General features: G+C 46.9%; 14 protein-coding genes. 11 read left to right on the forward strand and 3 right to left on the reverse strand.

Going from position 1 to position 17,178, the window contains the following annotated elements; genetic code table 11:
• Positions 1-46 precede the first annotated feature (46 nt).
• The 3 genes from KUA48_RS11755 to KUA48_RS11765 form a co-directional block, all read right to left on the reverse strand.
• Entirely contained in the window at positions 47-694 is a 648-nt protein-coding gene (locus KUA48_RS11755) for an SPOR domain-containing protein (RefSeq protein ID WP_153072366.1), read from the reverse strand.
• Between the two features lie 144 nt (positions 695-838).
• On the reverse strand, positions 839-2,932 hold the full coding sequence (locus KUA48_RS11760) for a BT_3928 family protein (protein WP_218432886.1): 2,094 nt from the start codon (positions 2,930-2,932) through the stop codon (positions 839-841).
• A 9-nt stretch (positions 2,933-2,941) separates the two neighbouring features.
• Entirely contained in the window at positions 2,942-3,490 is a 549-nt protein-coding gene (locus KUA48_RS11765) for a DUF1599 domain-containing protein (RefSeq protein ID WP_228112588.1), read from the reverse strand.
• Positions 3,491-3,759: 269 nt separating this feature from the next.
• Between KUA48_RS11765 and KUA48_RS11770 the strand changes: the two genes are divergently transcribed.
• The 11 genes from KUA48_RS11770 to folK all read left to right on the forward strand — a co-directional run bounded on the left by KUA48_RS11770 (position 3,760) and on the right by folK (position 17,125).
• Positions 3,760-5,202 carry a CCA tRNA nucleotidyltransferase gene (locus KUA48_RS11770; RefSeq protein ID WP_117727313.1) on the forward strand — a complete coding sequence of 481 codons (1,443 nt, stop codon included), beginning with the start codon at positions 3,760-3,762 and terminating at the stop codon, positions 5,200-5,202.
• A gap of 176 nt (positions 5,203-5,378) precedes the next feature.
• On the forward strand, positions 5,379-6,590 hold the full coding sequence (locus tag KUA48_RS11775; RefSeq protein WP_218432887.1) for an efflux RND transporter periplasmic adaptor subunit: 1,212 nt from the start codon (positions 5,379-5,381) through the stop codon (positions 6,588-6,590).
• 33 nt (positions 6,591-6,623) lie between these two features.
• Complete coding sequence (locus tag KUA48_RS11780; protein ID WP_218432888.1) at positions 6,624-9,890, forward strand: efflux RND transporter permease subunit; 3,267 nt, start codon at positions 6,624-6,626, stop codon at positions 9,888-9,890.
• Positions 9,891-9,917: 27 nt separating this feature from the next.
• Positions 9,918-11,312: an efflux transporter outer membrane subunit gene (locus KUA48_RS11785; RefSeq protein WP_218432889.1), complete on the forward strand. Its 1,395-nt coding sequence runs from the start codon at positions 9,918-9,920 to the stop codon at positions 11,310-11,312.
• A 30-nt stretch (positions 11,313-11,342) separates the two neighbouring features.
• Positions 11,343-12,125, forward strand: coding sequence for an acyl-ACP--UDP-N-acetylglucosamine O-acyltransferase (lpxA, locus tag KUA48_RS11790; protein WP_218432892.1), 783 nt, complete (start codon positions 11,343-11,345; stop codon positions 12,123-12,125).
• Between the two features lie 496 nt (positions 12,126-12,621).
• A complete protein-coding gene (locus tag KUA48_RS11795; RefSeq protein WP_218432893.1) occupies positions 12,622-13,500 on the forward strand; it encodes an ABC transporter permease in 879 nt (292 codons plus the stop codon).
• Between the two features lie 88 nt (positions 13,501-13,588).
• Positions 13,589-13,819, forward strand: a complete 231-nt coding sequence (locus KUA48_RS11800) for a DUF3098 domain-containing protein (protein WP_218432894.1) — start codon at positions 13,589-13,591, stop codon at positions 13,817-13,819.
• A gap of 35 nt (positions 13,820-13,854) precedes the next feature.
• Positions 13,855-14,700, forward strand: a complete 846-nt coding sequence (locus KUA48_RS11805; protein WP_218432895.1) for an undecaprenyl-diphosphate phosphatase — start codon at positions 13,855-13,857, stop codon at positions 14,698-14,700.
• Positions 14,701-14,709: 9 nt separating this feature from the next.
• Entirely contained in the window at positions 14,710-15,426 is a 717-nt protein-coding gene (gene truB / locus KUA48_RS11810; protein ID WP_218432896.1) for a tRNA pseudouridine(55) synthase TruB, read from the forward strand.
• A 13-nt stretch (positions 15,427-15,439) separates the two neighbouring features.
• The gene (gene queA, locus KUA48_RS11815) at positions 15,440-16,624 is read left to right on the forward strand and encodes a tRNA preQ1(34) S-adenosylmethionine ribosyltransferase-isomerase QueA (protein ID WP_218432897.1); all 1,185 of its coding nucleotides are present in this window, start codon (positions 15,440-15,442) and stop codon (positions 16,622-16,624) included.
• Between the two features lie 93 nt (positions 16,625-16,717).
• Positions 16,718-17,125, forward strand: coding sequence for a 2-amino-4-hydroxy-6-hydroxymethyldihydropteridine diphosphokinase (folK, locus tag KUA48_RS11820; protein WP_022122067.1), 408 nt, complete (start codon positions 16,718-16,720; stop codon positions 17,123-17,125).
• Positions 17,126-17,178 lie beyond the last annotated feature (53 nt).

The raw sequence follows: 17,178 nt of genomic DNA on the forward strand, positions 1-17,178 counted from the left end.
CGGCATCAATGCTGTAAACTGTTAACTATCAACTATAAACTATTAACTAGTACTGTACCGTAATCAGTCCCTTTACAAGGCATGCTTGTCTGTATCCCAGGGAGCGAACCTTGGCGAGTATCTTCTGGGCTTCAGCTAAGCTGCGGAAGTTGCCCATTCGGCAAATCCATCTTGGTGAGTAGAAATGAACATAAACCGGCTGTTCTGGGAAATGAACTTTTAGCTGGTTGCCTGTCCGTTCTGCTTTCAGACGGTCGTTACGTGAATTGCCGCCAGCAAAAGCCTGTACTCTATATCCTGTAACCTTATAGCTTTTGCGCATCACTTTCTTGCGCATATCCACTACAGGTGTCTCTTTTTCTTCGTTTTTGTTCTCTGCCTTTTGGGCATTGTTCACGTGGGCATTCTCTCGGGTTGCCTCACGATGCTGTGGCTCAGCCTTTTTCAGGGAATCAGGACCCTGCTTGTGCTGAGTTTCAGGCTCTTTTTCTTTTTTCTGTGGGGTAGTCTTAGTCTTGTCGTCTTGTGGAATCACTTGTTTGCCGTTTACCAGTTCATCAATCGCCTTACTTTGGTTCACGGTTACAACACCCTTTCCCGGTTCCTTCTTTTTGAGATGGTCCAGGTAGTTCTGCGCATTAGCTGTGAATGTTGAGCAGAGGATCATAATCAATAATGTGACGAATTGTTTCATGACTATTCCTTTTATTTTTTTGTCATCTTGTTTTAAAACAGCACCTTATTTTTGGATCTCTATATATAATAAGGTGTAATGAAGAATGAAGGGATGCGCTTCACGAGAAGGCATCCCTTCGGGAAATGTAATATCCTTATGAGATTACTTCTTCCAAGCGTCGATGATACCCTTGAAGTCAGCAGCCTTCAAAGAAGCACCACCGATCAAACCACCGTCGATGTTTGGCTTAGCGAAGAGCTCAGGAGCGTTGCTAGCCTTGCAGCTACCACCGTAGAGGATTGAAGTCTCCTCAGCAGCCTCGTTGCCATACTTCTCTGCTACGATAGAGCGGATGTATGCCAACATCTCTTCAGCCTGGTCAGAAGTAGCAGTCTTACCTGTACCGATAGCCCAGATTGGCTCGTAAGCAAGGATGATGTTCTTCCAAGCGTCAGCGCTCAAGTGGAATACTGAACCTTCCAACTCAGCCTTTACTACCTCGTTCTGCTTCTCAGCCTCACGCTCCTCGAGAGTCTCACCGCAGCAGAAGATAACCTTCAAACCGTTAGCCAAAGCCAACTCTACCTTCTCCTTCAAGATCTCTGCTGTCTCGCCATAGTACTGACGACGCTCTGAGTGGCCGAGGATAACATACTGAGCACCTGTGCTCTTTACCATCTCTGCTGAAACCTCACCAGTGAAAGCACCCTTAGCCTTGTCTGCGCAGTTCTCTGCACCAAGACCTACAATCTCTGAATCCAAAACCTGAGCTACTGAAGCCAAGTGGATGAATGGAGTACAGATTACTACGTCGCAGTTTGGTTTGTCTGCTACCAATGCCTCGTTGATCTCCTTGGCGAGAGCAACACCGTCCTGCAGGTTCATGTTCATTTTCCAGTTACCTGCTACAATTTTCTTTCTCATTTTTCTTTTCTTTTTAAAAGTTGATAATATTCTGTTCGAATTCTCTTTCTTTCTGATCCAGGCGCCCCAAGCCCAGAGCCGGTCGGCAATGGTGAGGAGTACCAGTGGAATGATGAACCAGGAGATGATGCCGGCTATCTTCTTGGCGGCACTTACTTCCGGCATCTTGCCTATCTCGGTCTTCTCCAGTGGCTTGTCACCAATCTCTGCCATGTCAGGCAAATCGTTGTGGCTCCATTTCTGGATGATGGTTCCGTTCTTCAGCAGAAGAAGACCTGGGTTGCTGCGGATTACCGTTTTCAGCGTAGTCTCGTCTGTGACATAGAAGGGATATTCCGCTCCTGTTATGTCCTGCCAGTGCTTGATGGCTTTCTCCGTACTTGCCGTGAGGCAGAGAAAACGGTAGTCATGGTCATTGGCATATTCGTAAATCTCATCGATATTGCCGAAGTTGCTGTCATCGGCAAATTCAAGATGTGGCGAAACCAGGAGGAAGGTATAGCCTTTATCGTGAATCACTTCCTGGGTAATGTCTTCTCCCGTCTTGGCATCAGCTATGCTGAAGTCGTGGATTGGAGGTACGTAACCTTCTTCGGTCTGAACCGTCTTGCTGTCGATGAAGGTCCAGGTAGAGTCGGGATAGTTGTCTATCGTAAACTCCTTCCGCTCTCCGTTCTTCTCCAGGATGAAGGTGGTATCAAACTTGGGTTGCTTGGCTCCTTTCGGTATCTCCATGCCCTTGGCGATGTTGACACCTATATGATAAGGACGGAAGTCGAATTGCGGAAGATACCACAGACTCCAGATACTCATCACGATGGAGAAGAGGAAGGTGTAGTTGATCACCACCCACTGGGTCTGTCTCGAGATGAGTCTCTGCATCTCCAGCGGCTTTCTCCAAAGCAGGACGGCGAATATCAGGAGGATGATGTTCTTGATGAATGTCTCCATATTGGTGAGCACTACGGCATCACCGAAGCATCCGCAATCCTTTACTGGGTCTGCGATAACGATCCACAGGGTAATCAGCGTCATCACGCTCATCACGGCAAGGGTGATCTTGCTCATCAGTCTCCGTCGGATGGCGAAGAGGAGGAAGATACCGATGGCAAACTCTGCAGTGGCTAGTAATACCGACATCACCAGGGTGCTCCAGTCGGGGAACATCCAGTCGATGTGCAGCGCCTCCAGATAGTCGGTTATCTTATATTGCGTGCCTAATGGATCAATTCCCTTCACAAATCCTGAGAAAATGAAGGTTATAGCCATCAGCAGTCGCCCGATATTGACCGCTATCTTTGCTAATATGTGAGTTGCCTTATTCTTCATCATTTTATATTTTTACTTCTCGCTCATTTTGATGGCACCGAAGACGGCATAGTTGATGATGTCCATATAGTTGGCATCAATACCTTCAGAAACGAGGGTAGCGCCGGCGATGTCTTCAATTTCCTTTACGCGCTGAATCTTGGTCAGTATGAAGTCGGTATAACTGCTGACTCTCATCGAGCGCCATGCCTCATCATAGTCATGGTTCTTCCTGAGCATCAGCTCCAGTGCCTCCTTTGCATGGAGGTCGTATAGTTTCATAGCCTCTTCGGGTGTCATATCCACCTCATCCACGAAAGGCTTTTCGAGCTGGATGAGTCCTATGATACCATAATTGATAAGGGCGATGAATTCCGGACGGATACCTTCGCCAACCAAAGATTCTTTCTTGATTTCGAGCGAGCGGATGCGCTTCGCTTTGATATAGAGCTGGTCTGTCAGAGAAGAAGGGCGCAAGATTCTCCAAGAGGCTCCATAATCATGAAGCTTCTTCTCAAATAATGTCCTGCATTCACTCATGACATCCTTAAACTGCTGTTCTGTTTTCAATAAATCTGCCATAATAATTTCGAAATTCGGTGCAAATTTACGCATTTATTGTGAAATAGCCAAATATTTATTTTGTTTTTCGCTTAAATTGCAGTAACTTTTGATAAGTTACGCTGCACTCGGAAGAAAAAATAAATCGCGATTTATTTTGTTTTTCGCTCGATTTGCAGTAACTTTTGATAAGTTACGCTGCATCTCAACAATAAAAACAAAAAAAATCTTTTTTTATTTTGTATTGTCTTCGATTTGCAGTAACTTTGCACCCCGAAAGTAAAAAGAGTATGAGAAATTTGACCAATGCCGAACTGGCACAGATACTGGATAAGGATATATTTCATAAGATTTCAGAGGCAGCAGATGGGCTGTCTGTGGAGTGTTATGTAGTAGGTGGATATGTGCGTGACCTCTTCCTGGAGCGACCTTCCAATGATATTGATGTCGTTGTGGTTGGTAGCGGTATAGAGGTAGCTTCTGCCTTGAAGAAGATGCTCGGAAGAAAGGCGCATCTCTCTGTGTTCCGTAATTTCGGAACTGCACAAGTGAAATATCAGGATACTGAAGTGGAGTTTGTCGGCGCCCGTAAGGAGAGCTATCAGCGCGATTCCAGAAAGCCTATTGTGGAAGATGGAACGCTGGAGGATGACCAGAACCGCCGCGACTTCACCATCAATGCGATGGCTATCTGCCTGAACAAAGACCGTTTTGGAGAACTCGTAGATCCTTTTGATGGTGTCTACGATATGGAAGATGGCATTATTGCCACTCCGCTCGACCCGGATATCACTTTTTCTGACGACCCGCTGCGTATGATGCGTTGTGTGCGTTTCGCTACCCAACTCAATTTCCAGATTGAGGAGGAGACCTATGATGCGCTCTCACGTAATGCTGAGCGCCTGAAGATTATCAGTGCTGAGCGCATCTGCGACGAGATGAACAAGATTATGCTCTCCAAGCACCCAAGCTGCGGTTTCTATTACCTGAAAGATACAGGTTTGCTCGATCTCATTCTGCCAGAACTGGTGGCGATGGACAAGGTAGAAACGCGAAACGGCAGGGCTCATAAGAATAATTACGACCATACGATGGAGGTGCTCGAGAATGTCTGCAAGCATTCTGATAACCTCTGGCTCCGCTGGGCTGCTCTCTTCCACGATATCGGCAAACCGAAGAGCAAGCGCTGGGATAACAACATCGGCTGGACATTCCACAGCCATAATATAATAGGTGCAAAGATGATTCCAGGTATCTTCCGCCGTATGAAACTTCCGATGGATGCGAAGATGAAATATGTGCAGAAGCTGGTAGAACTCCACATGCGTCCGATTGTGATTGCTGATGAGGAGGTTACAGACAGTGCCGTTCGCCGTCTGCTGAATGATGCCGGTGATGACATCAACGACCTGATGACGCTCTGCGAGGCTGATATCACCAGCAAGAACCAGGTACGCAAGCAGCGCTTCCTGGATAATTTCAAGATGGTGCGCGAGAAACTGGTCGATCTGCAGGAACGTGATTATAAGCGACTTCTCCAGCCATGCATCGATGGTAATGAAATTATGGAGATGTTCCATCTTACCCCTTGCCGCGAGGTAGGCACCCTGAAGCAGTATCTCAAGGATGCTGTATTGGATAATAAGGTGGCTAATGAGCGTGAACCGTTGATGGAACTTCTGATGAAGAAGGCTCAGGAGATGGGATTGGTAAATGCAGAAAACTCAAAATAGAGAATAATTTTTGTTAAATAACGGCTCCTTGCGAGCCGTTATTCATTTATTATTAGTACTTTTGCAGCGCTTTTAAAACTTAAAGGCATACAAAAGTTTTCGTTAGAGGACGGAAAGAACTTTTGAATAAGAGAAGATAAAAGATTAAATAATAAATTTATAATATAAAAATAGGTATGAAAATTAAAAGCGTTTTGTTTGTTGCAGCAGTTTGTGTTCTTGCTGCGTTGACATCATGTGGTGGAAGTAAGAAGGGCGGTCTGCCTAACTTCGGCGACGATGAGTTCGCTGTGGCTACTATCGGTACTTCCAGCGCCGCATTGCAGACTACCTATCCTGCTACCATCAAGGGTATCCAGGATGTAGAGGTACGTCCTAAGGTTTCTGGTTTTATCACTAAGGTTTTTGTACACGAGGGACAGACTGTTTCAGCAGGTCAGGCTTTGTTCTCTATTGATAGCGAGACCTATCAGGCTGCTGTCCGTTCTGCTGCTGCTGCTGTAAATACAGCTAAGGCACAGGCAAATACAGCTAAGTTGACTTATCAGAACAACAAGAAGTTGTATGATAGCAAGATTATCGGTGAATACGAACTCTCTACAGCAGCTAACAGCTATGCAACAGCTAAGGCTCAGGTAGCTCAGGCAGAGGCAGCATTGGCTTCAGCTCGCGAGCAGTTGGCTTGGTGTACCGTTACCAGTCCTTCTGCTGGTGTAGTAGGTAGTCTTCCTTTCAAGGTAGGTGCTCTGGTAAGTGCTTCTGGTCAGGCTCTTACTACCGTTTCCAATATCAGCACTATGGAGGTATTCTTCTCACTCTCTGAGTCTCAGATTCTGAGCATGTCTAAGACCAATGGTAGCATTCAGGCAGCCATCGCAGCGTTCCCAGCTGTCAAGTTGCAGTTGGCAGACGGTTCTATCTATAATCACCCGGGTAAGGTGGTTAAGATGAGTGGTGTCATCGATGCTACTTCCGGTTCTATCTCTCTCATCGCTCACTTCGCTAACCCAGAGAAGTTGCTGAAGAGTGGTGGTGCAGGTTCTATCGTGGTTCCTAACGATCAGAACAGTGCTATCGTCATTCCTCAGGAGGCTTGCTCTCAGGTGCAGGATAAGATCTTCGTTTATATCGTAACCAAGGATAACAAGGTGAAGTATTCTGAGATCAAGGTAAATCCACAGGATGATGGCAAGAACTATATCGTAACTTCTGGTCTCCATGTAGGCGACCGCATCGTATTGAAGGGTATCACTAAGTTGACCGATGGTCAGCAGATCAAGCCTATCACTCTGGAACGTTACAACCAGAAGATTGCAGAGGCTGCCAAGTTGAGTGAGTCTCAGGACAATGCTCACGCATTTGCTACTGCTATGGGCGGCAAGAAGTAATATATATTAAGGTATAAAGAAAAATAGTAAATTATGTCATTTACAAACTTTATAAAGCGCCCAGTACTTTCGACGGTGGTTTCCATCTTCTTCGTTTTGCTGGGTATTATCGGCTTGGTATCGCTGCCTATCGAGCAGTATCCGAATATCGCGCCGCCTACCATCTCGGTATCTACTACCTATCAGGGTGCTGATGCCCAGACGGTGTTGAACTCTGTCATCGCTCCTCTGGAGGAGAGTATCAACGGTGTGGAGAACATGACCTACATGACCTCTTCTGCGTCTAACTCTGGTTATGCCAGCATCACCGTTTACTTCAAGCAGGGCTCTGACCCAGATATGGCTGCGGTCAATGTACAGAACCGTGTATCTCAGGCGCAGTCTCTGTTGCCAGCCGAGGTTACCAGGGTGGGTGTCACCGTAACCAAGCGTCAGAGTTCTAACGTCATGATGTTCGCTCTGACCACAGACGACGGCCGTTACGACGACCAGTTTGTTACCAACTACGCCCTGATCAACGTCATTCCTCAGTTGAAGCGTATCAATGGTGTGGGTGATGTACAGAGCCCTTCTACCCGTAACTACTCTATGCGTATCTGGTTGAAGCCAGAGAAGATGAAGGAGTTCGGACTGGTTCCTTCTGATATTTCTCAGGCTTTGGCAGAGCAGAATATCGAGGCTGCCCCTGGTAGCTTTGGTGAGAGCACTGATATGCAGTATGAATATACCTTGCGTTACAAGGGTCGTTTGAAGACTCCATTGGAGTATGAGAACATTCTTATCAAGAGTAATACTTCCGGTCAGACGCTCCGTTTGGGCGAAGTTGCCAAGATTGAGTTGGGTGGTTTGCAGTACAATGTAAACCTGCTCAATGATGGTCAGCCTGCCGTGATGGGTATGGTTCAGCAGATTGCCGGATCCAACGCTACCCAGATTGCAAGCGATGTAAAGAAGACGTTGGATGAACTGGAGAAGAGCTATCCTCCTGGGTTGAAGAATGTCATCCTGATGGATGTTACCGAGTTCTTGTTCGCATCTATCGAGGAGGTTATCTTCACCCTGATCATCACCCTGGTACTGGTGTTCATCGTAGTGTATATCTTCTTGCAGGACTTCCGTTCTACGCTGATTCCTATGATTGCTGTGCCTGTGGCTCTGGTCGGTACGTTCCTCTTCCTCTGGATCTTCGGATTCTCCATCAACCTGCTTACGCTGTCCGCCCTACTGCTGGCTATCGCGATTGTGGTCGATGATGCCATCGTGGTGGTCGAGGCGGTTCACGCCAAGCTCGACCAGGGTTATAAGAGTGCTCTTACTGCATCTATCGATGCGATGAACGAAATTTCCAGCGCCATCATCTCTATTACATTGGTGATGTCTGCCGTGTTCGTTCCTGTATCATTCATCGGTGGTACTTCCGGTTACTTCTACCGTGAGTTCGGTGTAACCATGGCGGTATCTATCGTTATTTCGGCTATCAATGCGTTGACTTTGTCTCCTGCACTCTGTGCCGTGTTGCTGAAGCCACACGAGGAGGGTCACGAGAAGAAGACGTCTTTCATCGACCGATTCCACGCTGGATTCAACTATCAGTTTGATAAGATTACCAATAAATATAAAGGTGGTGTCAAGTGGGTTATCAATCATGGCATCATCGCTGGTAGCCTCGTGGCTGTCAGCATCGTAGGTCTGGTTGCCCTGATGGGTACTACCAAGACGGGTCTGGTGCCTGATGAGGATACCGGTACTATCTTCGCTTGTATCTCTACAGCTCCTGGTACTTCTCAGGAACGCACTGCCGAGGTGGTTAAGCAGGTAGATAAGATGCTGGCTAACAACCCAGCCATCGCAACCCGTAACGCCATCATGGGTTATAGCTTTATCGGCGGTGCCGGTTCTAACCAGGGTACCATCATCGTGAAGCTGAAGCCATTCGAGGAGCGTCCGGGTGGATTCTTCCACCGTATCAAGGAGGCTTGTACCGGTGGCGGTATTGAGGCATTGTTTGTCAACCCAATGGAATACACTTCTGTGTTGGGTATGATTTACAAGCAGACTGCTGCCATCAAGGATGCACAGGTTCTTGCCTTCGCTCCACCTATGATTTCTGGTTTCTCTGTACAGAATGGTATCACCATGACTATGCAGGATAAGACTGGTGGTGACTTGAACAAGTTCTATGACAATGTGAAGAAGTTCCTGGCTGAGTTGAACAAGCGTCCTGAGATTCAGACCGCTCAGACTCAGTACAACCCTAACTATCCTCAGTATATGGTAGATGTAGATGTAGCCAAGACCAAGCAGGCTGGTATCTCTCCATCTTCAGTATTGTCTGTCATGCAGGGTTACCTCGGTGGTCTCTACGCATCTAACTTCAATGCCTACGGTAAGCTCTACCGTGTGATGATTCAGGCTGGTCCTGAGAGCCGTATGCGTCCAGATGATCTGAGTAAGATTTACGTTCGTTGTGCTGATGGCACCATGTCTCCAGTAAGCGAGTTCGTGAACTTGAAGAAGGTTTATGGTCCATCTAACATCACACGTTTCAACCTGTTTACCTCTATGGATGTATCTGTAACGCCTAACAGCGGTTACTCTACCGGTGACGGTATGAAGGCGATTGCTGAGGTTGCCAAGCAGACATTGCCAGAAGGCTATGGTTATGAGTACTCTGGTTTGACCCGTTCTGAGGCTGAATCCAGCAACTCTACAGGTTTGATTTTCGCACTCTGTATCGTATTCGTTTACCTCATCTTGAGTGCCCAGTACGAGAGTTACATCTTGCCATTGTCTGTAGTATTGTCTATCCCATTCGGTTTGGCAGGTTCGTTCATCTTCACCAATATCTTTGGCCACTCTAACGATATCTACATGCAGATTTCGTTGATTATGTTGATCGGTCTGTTGGCAAAGAACGCCATCCTTATCGTACAGTTCGCCCTCGAGCGTCGTCGTACGGGTATGGCTATCAAGTACTCTGCTATCTTAGGTGCCGGTGCCCGTCTCCGTCCTATCCTGATGACCTCTCTGGCGATGGTTATCGGTCTGTTGCCTCTGATGTTCGCATCTGGTGTAGGTAAGAATGGTAACCAGACCCTGGGTGCTGCCGCAGTAGGTGGTATGTTGATTGGTACTATCTGTCAGATCTTCGTGGTTCCTGCTCTCTTCGCAGTCTTCCAGTGGTTGCAGGAGAAGTTGACCCCAATGAAGTTCGAGGACGAGATGAACGAGGAGGTAGCTGCCGAATTGGAGCAGTATGCCAACGCCGCTCACGAAATGAAGGGTATCGAGAAGAAGTAATAACGCAATGTAACTTCAAAGGAAACAATGAAAAAGAATTTAAATATCATCATATTGGGTCTCGCAGCGCTCTCTCTGAGCAGCTGCAAGACTCTCTACGGAAAGTATGAGCGTCCGGATGTGAAGACCAGCGGCATCGTTCGCGATGTAGCTTCTGATACAGATACTTTGGCTGTAAAGGATACTACTACCTTCGCCAATATCCCTTGGCGCAGTGTCTTTACCGACCCTCAGCTTCAGTCGCTCATCGAGAAGGGATTGGAAAACAATGTCAACCTCCTCAATGCGGCTTTGAACGTGAAGATGGCTGAAGAGCAGTTGAAGTGTGCCAAGTTGGCTTTCGTGCCTTCTCTGGCTTTCACTCCTCAGGGAACCATCGCTTCATGGGACGGCAACGCTGCTACCAAGACTTACACGATGCCTGTTACAGCCAGCTGGATGGTAGACCTCTTCGGCAATCTGCTCTCTCAGAAGCGCAGTGCCCAGATGGCGCTGCTCCAGTTGCAGGACTATCAGGTATCTGTCAAGACCAACCTCATCGCCAACATCGCCAATATGTATTATACATTGCTGATGCTCGACAAGCAGGTGGAGCTGGTTAACAATATGGAAGGTCTGACCAAGGAAACTTGGGAGACGATGCAGAAGATGCATGATCTCAAGATGGGTTACCGTACACCAGCCATCCAGTCAGCTGAGTCAAACTACTATTCAGTATTGACCCAGAAGACCGATCTGTTGCGCCAGATTCGTGAGACAGAGAACTCTCTGAGTCTTCTCATCGGCGACCAGGCACATAGCATCGCCCGTGGCAAGTTGGATAACCAAAGTCTTCCATCTAATTTCTCAACAGGTGTAGGCATCCAGTTGCTCAACAACCGTGCCGATGTCCACGCTGCCGAGATGAATCTTGCCCAGTGCTTCTATGGCGTAGAGACCGCCCGCAGCAAGTTCTATCCATCTATCACCATCTCTGGTACAGGTGCCTTCACCAATTCAGGTGGTATGGGCATCGTGAACCCTGGCAAGTGGTTGCTCTCAGCTGTAGGTTCTCTTACTCAGCCAATCTTCCAGAACGGCCGAATCATCGCTGGTCTGAAGGTGGCTAAGATGCAGTATGAGCAGGCTTACAATACCTGGCAGAATACCGTGCTGAAGGCTGGTAGCGAGGTGAGCAATGCGCTTGTTCTCTACAACTACTCTGATGAGAAGAGCAAGATAGAGCAGAAGCGAATCGATGTACTCGAGAAGAATGTAGAATCTACCAAGGAATTGATGGGTATTGCAGGCAGCTCTTACCTTGAAATCATCCAGGCACAGTCTTCACTCCTCAATGTACAGCTTTCTAAGGTAGCTGATGACTTCAACAAGATGCAGGCAGTAGTAAATCTCTACTATGCATTGGGTGGAGGAGCTAAGTAGTTTATAGTTAATAATTAATAGTTTATAGTTATGGCTAGTATAATAAGTCCAAAGGCAGAGGTTTCTCCAAAGGCTAAGATTGGAGACAACTGCAAGATATATCCATTCGCCTATATTGAGGACGATGTGGTCATCGGCGACAACTGTACCATCTATCCATTCGTGAGCATCATGAACGGTACTCGCATGGGTAATAATAATAAGGTGTTTCAGGCAGCCGTTATCGCTGCGCTCCCACAGGACTTCCACTTTACAGGTGAGGAGAGTGAGGTAGTAATCGGCGATAACAATACCATCCGTGAGAACGTGGTTATCAACCGTGGTACCCATAAGGGCGGCAAGACCATTCTGGGCAACAACAACTTCCTGATGGAAGGTGCCCATATCTCTCACGATACCGTAATCGGAGATGGTTGCGTATTCGGTTATGGTACCAAGATTGCAGGCGACTGCGTGATTGGTAACGGTGTCATCTACTCAACATCTGTAGTAGAGAACGCCAAGACTAGAGTAGGCGACTTGGCGATGATTCAGGCAGGTACTACCTTCTCTAAGGATATTCCTCCTTATATCATTGCCGGTGGAAAGCCTGTGAAGTATGCAGGTCCTAACACCATCATCATGGAAGCAGCCGAGCTTACCGAGAAGGTTCGCAAGCACATTGCGAATGCCTACCGTTTGGTATTCCATGGTCAGACATCCCTCTTCGATGCCATCAACCAGATCAAGGATCAGGTGCCAGATGGACCGGAGATTCAGAACATCATCCAGTTCCTGGAGAGTTCAGAGAAGGGTGTCATCACTAAGATGTAATGAATGTACATAAAGGGATTTACCATCCCGAATAGTAAATTTTCATTTAGTAAATTCAAGTCATACCTATTTGAATTTTACTTATTATGTGAAGGGCTGGCCGTGAGGTTGGCCCTTTTTGCTTCTCTACTTAATTGGATAATGGAGATAATCTGATAAGAACAGTTGCTTTATCTGGTTGAAATCTCTGTTCATAGACTTTGAATGTCCGTTCATAGACTTTGAATGTCCGTTCATAAGTTTTGAATGTCCGTTCAATGTCTATGAACGAAGATTTCTGCTAGTTCAATCAACAAATACATTTAGGTTTTCATAGTTTTTATCTCGGGTTTATCAGATTCTTTCTCCTGTTCTTTCATTTGCTTTCTCCCATTAATTAATTGAATAAATGTAAATAAATGCAATTTTATTTTGTAATCTCTTCGTTTATGCGTATCTTTGCAGACAATTTGGGTCATTGTGCCCTTTTAGATTTAAGTTAGTAAAGGTTTTTAAAATGAGAAAGAAACAATATAAGCCTAGCAATCATCGTGGATTGCAGGTCATTACTTTGTGTATCAGTACCGCTATGGTGCTCATTTTGTTGGGATTGGTTATCTTCTCTGTCCTCATGGGACGCAATCTCTCTTCCTATGTGAAGGAGAATCTCGTGGTGCAGGTGATGCTCGAACAGGATATGACTAATCCGGAGGGATTGCAGATGTGCAAGCGTCTGAATGCAAGACCTTACGTCAATACGCTGACTTATATCACCAAGGAAGAGGCACTGAAAGAGGCTACCCGTGATTTGGGCACCAACCCGAGCGAGTTTGCCGGTGTCAACCCTTTCCAGCCTTCCATAGAGATTACGACGAAGGCTGATTACGCGAATAATGATTCTCTGAAGTGGATTGCCAAGGAACTGAAGGCATACCCACGTGTTACTGAGGTTACTTATCAGCACGACCTGATAGAGCAGGTGAACAATTCGTTGGCAAAGATCAGTATCGGATTGCTGATTGTTGCCGCCTTGCTTACCTTTATCTCGTTCTCGCTGATCAATAATACGGTTCGTCTGGGCATCTATGCCCGCCGCTTCTCCATCCATACGATGAAGCTGGTAGGTGCATCCTGGGGCTTTATCCGCCGTCCGTTCCTTCGCAAGGCAATGCTTGTGGGCGTTGTTTCAGCCCTGCTGGCAGACGGTTTCCTGGGCGGTAGTCTCTATGCATGGTCCCTCCACGAACCTGAACTGATGAACGTCCTGGGTTGGCAGGAACTTGCCATCACCGGTGGTTCGGTCTTCCTCTTCGGACTCATCATCACCGCCTTCTGCGCCTGCATCTCAGTCAATAAGTTCCTGAAGATGAAGGCAGGAGACCTTTATAAGATTTAGTTAATAGTTAAAAGTTAATAGTTTATAGCAATCTTGCTATCAACATTCAACATTCAACATTCAACACTCAACATTCAACATTAAAAAAATGGATAAGAAGAATTTAGCATTCGACAAGATGAACTTTATCTTGTTAGGCATCGGAATGGCGATTGTCATCATCGGTTTTCTGCTGATGAGTGGTGCCGGTTCTAACGAGCATACCTTCGATACTGATATTTTCAGCACTCGTCGTATCGTTGTAGCACCAACCGTAACATTGATAGGTTTCCTTTCAATCATCTATGCGGTGATACACAAGCCGAAAGACAATGAATAATTTATAATTAATATACATATTATTATTAGTATTAGATGGATTTTATTCAGACTATCATTATCTCTATCGTAGAGGGACTGACCGAGTTCTTGCCTGTATCCAGTACGGGCCACATGATTATAGCAGAAAATTTGCTGGGTGTAGATATCCAGGATAAGTTTGTCAACGCCTTTACTGTCATCATCCAGTTTGGCGCCATCCTTTCTGTCATCTGTCTGTATTGGAAGAGATTCTTCTATCCAGAGGCTGTGAAGACCGGTGAGAAGACCTATTTGAAGGCGATGTTCGATTTCTATGCCCGTCTGGTTGTAGGTACCGTGCCTGCCGTGGTGTTGGGTCTTGCCTTCAATGATTTCATCGAGTCAAACCTTGGCAATGTACAGCTGGTGGGCTGGATGCTTGTCATCGGCGGTATTTTCATGCTCTTCTGCGATAAGATATTCAATAAAGGCAGCGAACAGACCAAGCTTACTTACAAGCGTGCCCTGATTATCGGTTTCATCCAGTGTATAGCGATGATTCCTGGTGTATCGCGCTCCATGTCAACCATCGTAGGTGGTATGTCCCAGCGTCTTACCCGCAAGGCAGCAGCCGAGTTCTCATTCTTCCTGGCAGTGCCAACCATGTTTGGCGCCACCTGTCTCGAGGTTTATAAGCTCATCAGCCATGGCGGCGGCTCATTGCTCACCCAGGGCAACAACCTGTTCACATTGATATTAGGCTCAGTGGTAGCATTCATCGTTGCCATTCTCGCCATCAAGTTTTTCATCAATTATGTCACCAAGTACGGTTTTGCAGCTTTCGGCTGGTACCGTATCGTAGTAGGACTTATCATTATCATCTGCAGCCTTTGCGGTGTAGATATGCAGATGGTTGACTAAACATAAAATATGGATTTCAGAAAAGGAGAAATTATTGCCATCGACAAGCCTTATCGCATGTCGAGTTTCGGAGCCCTGGCGCATGTGCGCTATCTGCTCAGCAAGAAGCTCGGTTTTAAGGTGAAGATAGGACATGCCGGTACGCTCGATCCCCTTGCTACTGGCGTGCTGGTGCTCTGCACCGGCAAATGTACCAAGCAGATAGAACAGCTGCAGACCCATACCAAGGAGTATACAGCTACCCTGCAGCTCGGTGCTACCACCGCCAGCTATGATATGGAACACAGCGTGAATCACACCTATCCTACGGAGCATATCACCCGCCAGCTGGTGGAGGAAACGCTCAAACAGTTTGTGGGCGAGATTCAGCAGGTTCCGCCTACCTACAGCGCCGTAAAGGTGAATGGCGACCGCGCTTATGCCTTGCGCCGCGCAGGCGAGGAGGTACAGCTCAAACCGAAGACCGTGCGCGTAGACGAGATAGAACTCACCGATTATAACGATGAGCAGAAGACCGCCAGCATCCGTGTGGTTTGTGGCAAAGGAACCTATATCCGGTCCCTCGCCCGTGATATCGGCAGAGCTCTGGATAGCGGTGCCTATCTTACCGCCCTCCGCCGTACCAAGGCAGGAAGTTTCGCAGTAGAAAACTGCATCAGTTTTGAACATTTCCAGGAATGGCTTGATGAGCAGCCTCTCGAAGACAGCCTTCAGTCATCCAAGTAATAAATAATATAACATGAAGCTATCACAATTTAACTTTAAGTTGCCAAAAGATCAGGTGGCACTTTATCCACATAAGGCAAAGCACGTGGTAAAAACGGCTAGTGGTGAACGTACATTCGAGATTACTCGCCGCGACGAGTCCCGACTCATGGTTCTCCACAAGAAGAGTGAAACCATCGAGATGTACAAGAAAGATGAAAACGGCAAGGATATGGTTGATGCCGATGGCAATCCAGTATTCCTGCAGTTCAAGGATATCGTGAATTACTTCGAAGAGGGCGATACCTTCATCTTCAATAATACCAAGGTTTTCCCAGCCCGTCTTTACGGTACCAAGGAGAAGACCGATGCCAAGATAGAGGTGTTCCTGCTCCGCGAGCTCAATCCTGAGATGCGTCTTTGGGACGTATTGGTAGAGCCTGCCCGCAAGATCCGTATCGGCAATAAGCTTTTCTTCGATGATGTCAACGAGATGGTTGCCGAGGTTATCGACAATACCACCAGCCGTGGCCGTACCCTCCGTTTCCTCTATGATGAGGATGGCAGTCATGATGTCTTCAAGCGTTCGCTCTTCGCTCTGGGCGAGGCTCCGCTCCCACGCTACGTTATCGATGCCCGTGAGGATCATCATGCTACAGAGGATGATATGGACGATTTCCAGTGTGTTTTCGCTGAGGTAGAGGGTGCTGTTACTGCTCCTGCTACAGGTCTTCACTTCTCACGCGAGCTGATGAAGCGTATGGAAATCAACGGTATCAACGAGGCTTATATCACCCTGCATTGCGGTTTGGGCAACTTCCACGATATTGAGGTGGAGGACCTTACCAAGCACAAGATGGATTCTGAGCAGATGATGATTAGCCAGGAGGCATGCGATCTGGTTAACAAGACCAAGCTTGCCGGCCATCGCGTCTGCGCTATCGGTACCAGTGTGATGAAGGCAACAGAAACGGCTGTAGGTACCGATGGTATGATGAAGGCTTTCGATGGATGGACCAACAAGTTCATCTTCCCTCCATACGATTTCGGTCTTGCTGACTGTGCCGTAGCCAATTTCTATCATCCGGAGTCAACCCTGATGATGAGTACTGCAGCCTTTGGCGGTTACGACCTGGTTTACGAGGCATACAAGATGGCTGTGAAGAATGGCTATATGTTTGGCTGCTATGGTGATTCTTTGTTGATGCTTCCAGATTAAACAGTGGTATAAACAGTTTATATGTACATAGAAGTTGTTGATATTCTGGGTTTTAGCTTAGTTATCCACAATTTTATAAAAGTGTGAATAAGTATGTATCAGGTATATTTAAGTCTCGGTACGAATTTGGGCAACCGAAAGCGCAACATTCGCGAGGTAATAGAAAAGATAGGAGAGCAGATTGGTGTGGTAGAGCGCCAGTCTGCTCTTTACGAAACCAAGCCTTGGGGTTATTCATCGCCCAACGACTACATCAATGCCTGTGTGCTGGTTCTCACCACGATGGCTCCGCGCCAGGTGCTGGAGGCTACGCAGCGCATAGAGCGCGAAATGGGGCGCACTATGAAGTCGGTGGATGGCGAATACCAGGACCGCATCATCGACATTGATATCCTGATGATAGATGACTTGGTGATAGATGAGCCCGATTTCAAGGTTCCCCATCCGTTGATGGAGGAGCGTGAATTCGTGATGAAACCGCTGAAGGAGATACTTAAGTAATTTAATTTTAGTAAGTATACAAAAACGGGTTAGGAGCTTTTTCGCTCCCAGCC

It is taken from the genome of Segatella copri, from assembly GCF_019249795.2.
Classification (GTDB): Bacteria; Bacteroidota; Bacteroidia; order Bacteroidales; family Bacteroidaceae; genus Prevotella; species Prevotella copri_B.

Excerpts from the sequence above, each read along its gene's own strand:
- KUA48_RS11755 (WP_153072366.1), bottom strand. The coding sequence starts at position 694 with ATGAAACAATTCGTCACATTATTGATTATGATCCTCTGCTCAACATTC.
- KUA48_RS11760 (WP_218432886.1), bottom strand. The coding sequence starts at position 2,932 with ATGATGAAGAATAAGGCAACTCACATATTAGCAAAGATAGCGGTCAAT.
- KUA48_RS11765 (WP_228112588.1), bottom strand. The coding sequence starts at position 3,490 with ATGGCAGATTTATTGAAAACAGAACAGCAGTTTAAGGATGTCATGAGT.
- KUA48_RS11770 (WP_117727313.1), top strand. The coding sequence starts at position 3,760 with ATGAGAAATTTGACCAATGCCGAACTGGCACAGATACTGGATAAGGAT.
- KUA48_RS11775 (WP_218432887.1), top strand. The coding sequence starts at position 5,379 with ATGAAAATTAAAAGCGTTTTGTTTGTTGCAGCAGTTTGTGTTCTTGCT.
- KUA48_RS11780 (WP_218432888.1), top strand. The coding sequence starts at position 6,624 with ATGTCATTTACAAACTTTATAAAGCGCCCAGTACTTTCGACGGTGGTT.
- KUA48_RS11785 (WP_218432889.1), top strand. The coding sequence starts at position 9,918 with ATGAAAAAGAATTTAAATATCATCATATTGGGTCTCGCAGCGCTCTCT.
- lpxA (WP_218432892.1), top strand. The coding sequence starts at position 11,343 with ATGGCTAGTATAATAAGTCCAAAGGCAGAGGTTTCTCCAAAGGCTAAG.
- KUA48_RS11795 (WP_218432893.1), top strand. The coding sequence starts at position 12,622 with ATGAGAAAGAAACAATATAAGCCTAGCAATCATCGTGGATTGCAGGTC.
- KUA48_RS11800 (WP_218432894.1), top strand. The coding sequence starts at position 13,589 with ATGGATAAGAAGAATTTAGCATTCGACAAGATGAACTTTATCTTGTTA.
- KUA48_RS11805 (WP_218432895.1), top strand. The coding sequence starts at position 13,855 with ATGGATTTTATTCAGACTATCATTATCTCTATCGTAGAGGGACTGACC.
- truB (WP_218432896.1), top strand. The coding sequence starts at position 14,710 with ATGGATTTCAGAAAAGGAGAAATTATTGCCATCGACAAGCCTTATCGC.
- queA (WP_218432897.1), top strand. The coding sequence starts at position 15,440 with ATGAAGCTATCACAATTTAACTTTAAGTTGCCAAAAGATCAGGTGGCA.
- folK (WP_022122067.1), top strand. The coding sequence starts at position 16,718 with ATGTATCAGGTATATTTAAGTCTCGGTACGAATTTGGGCAACCGAAAG.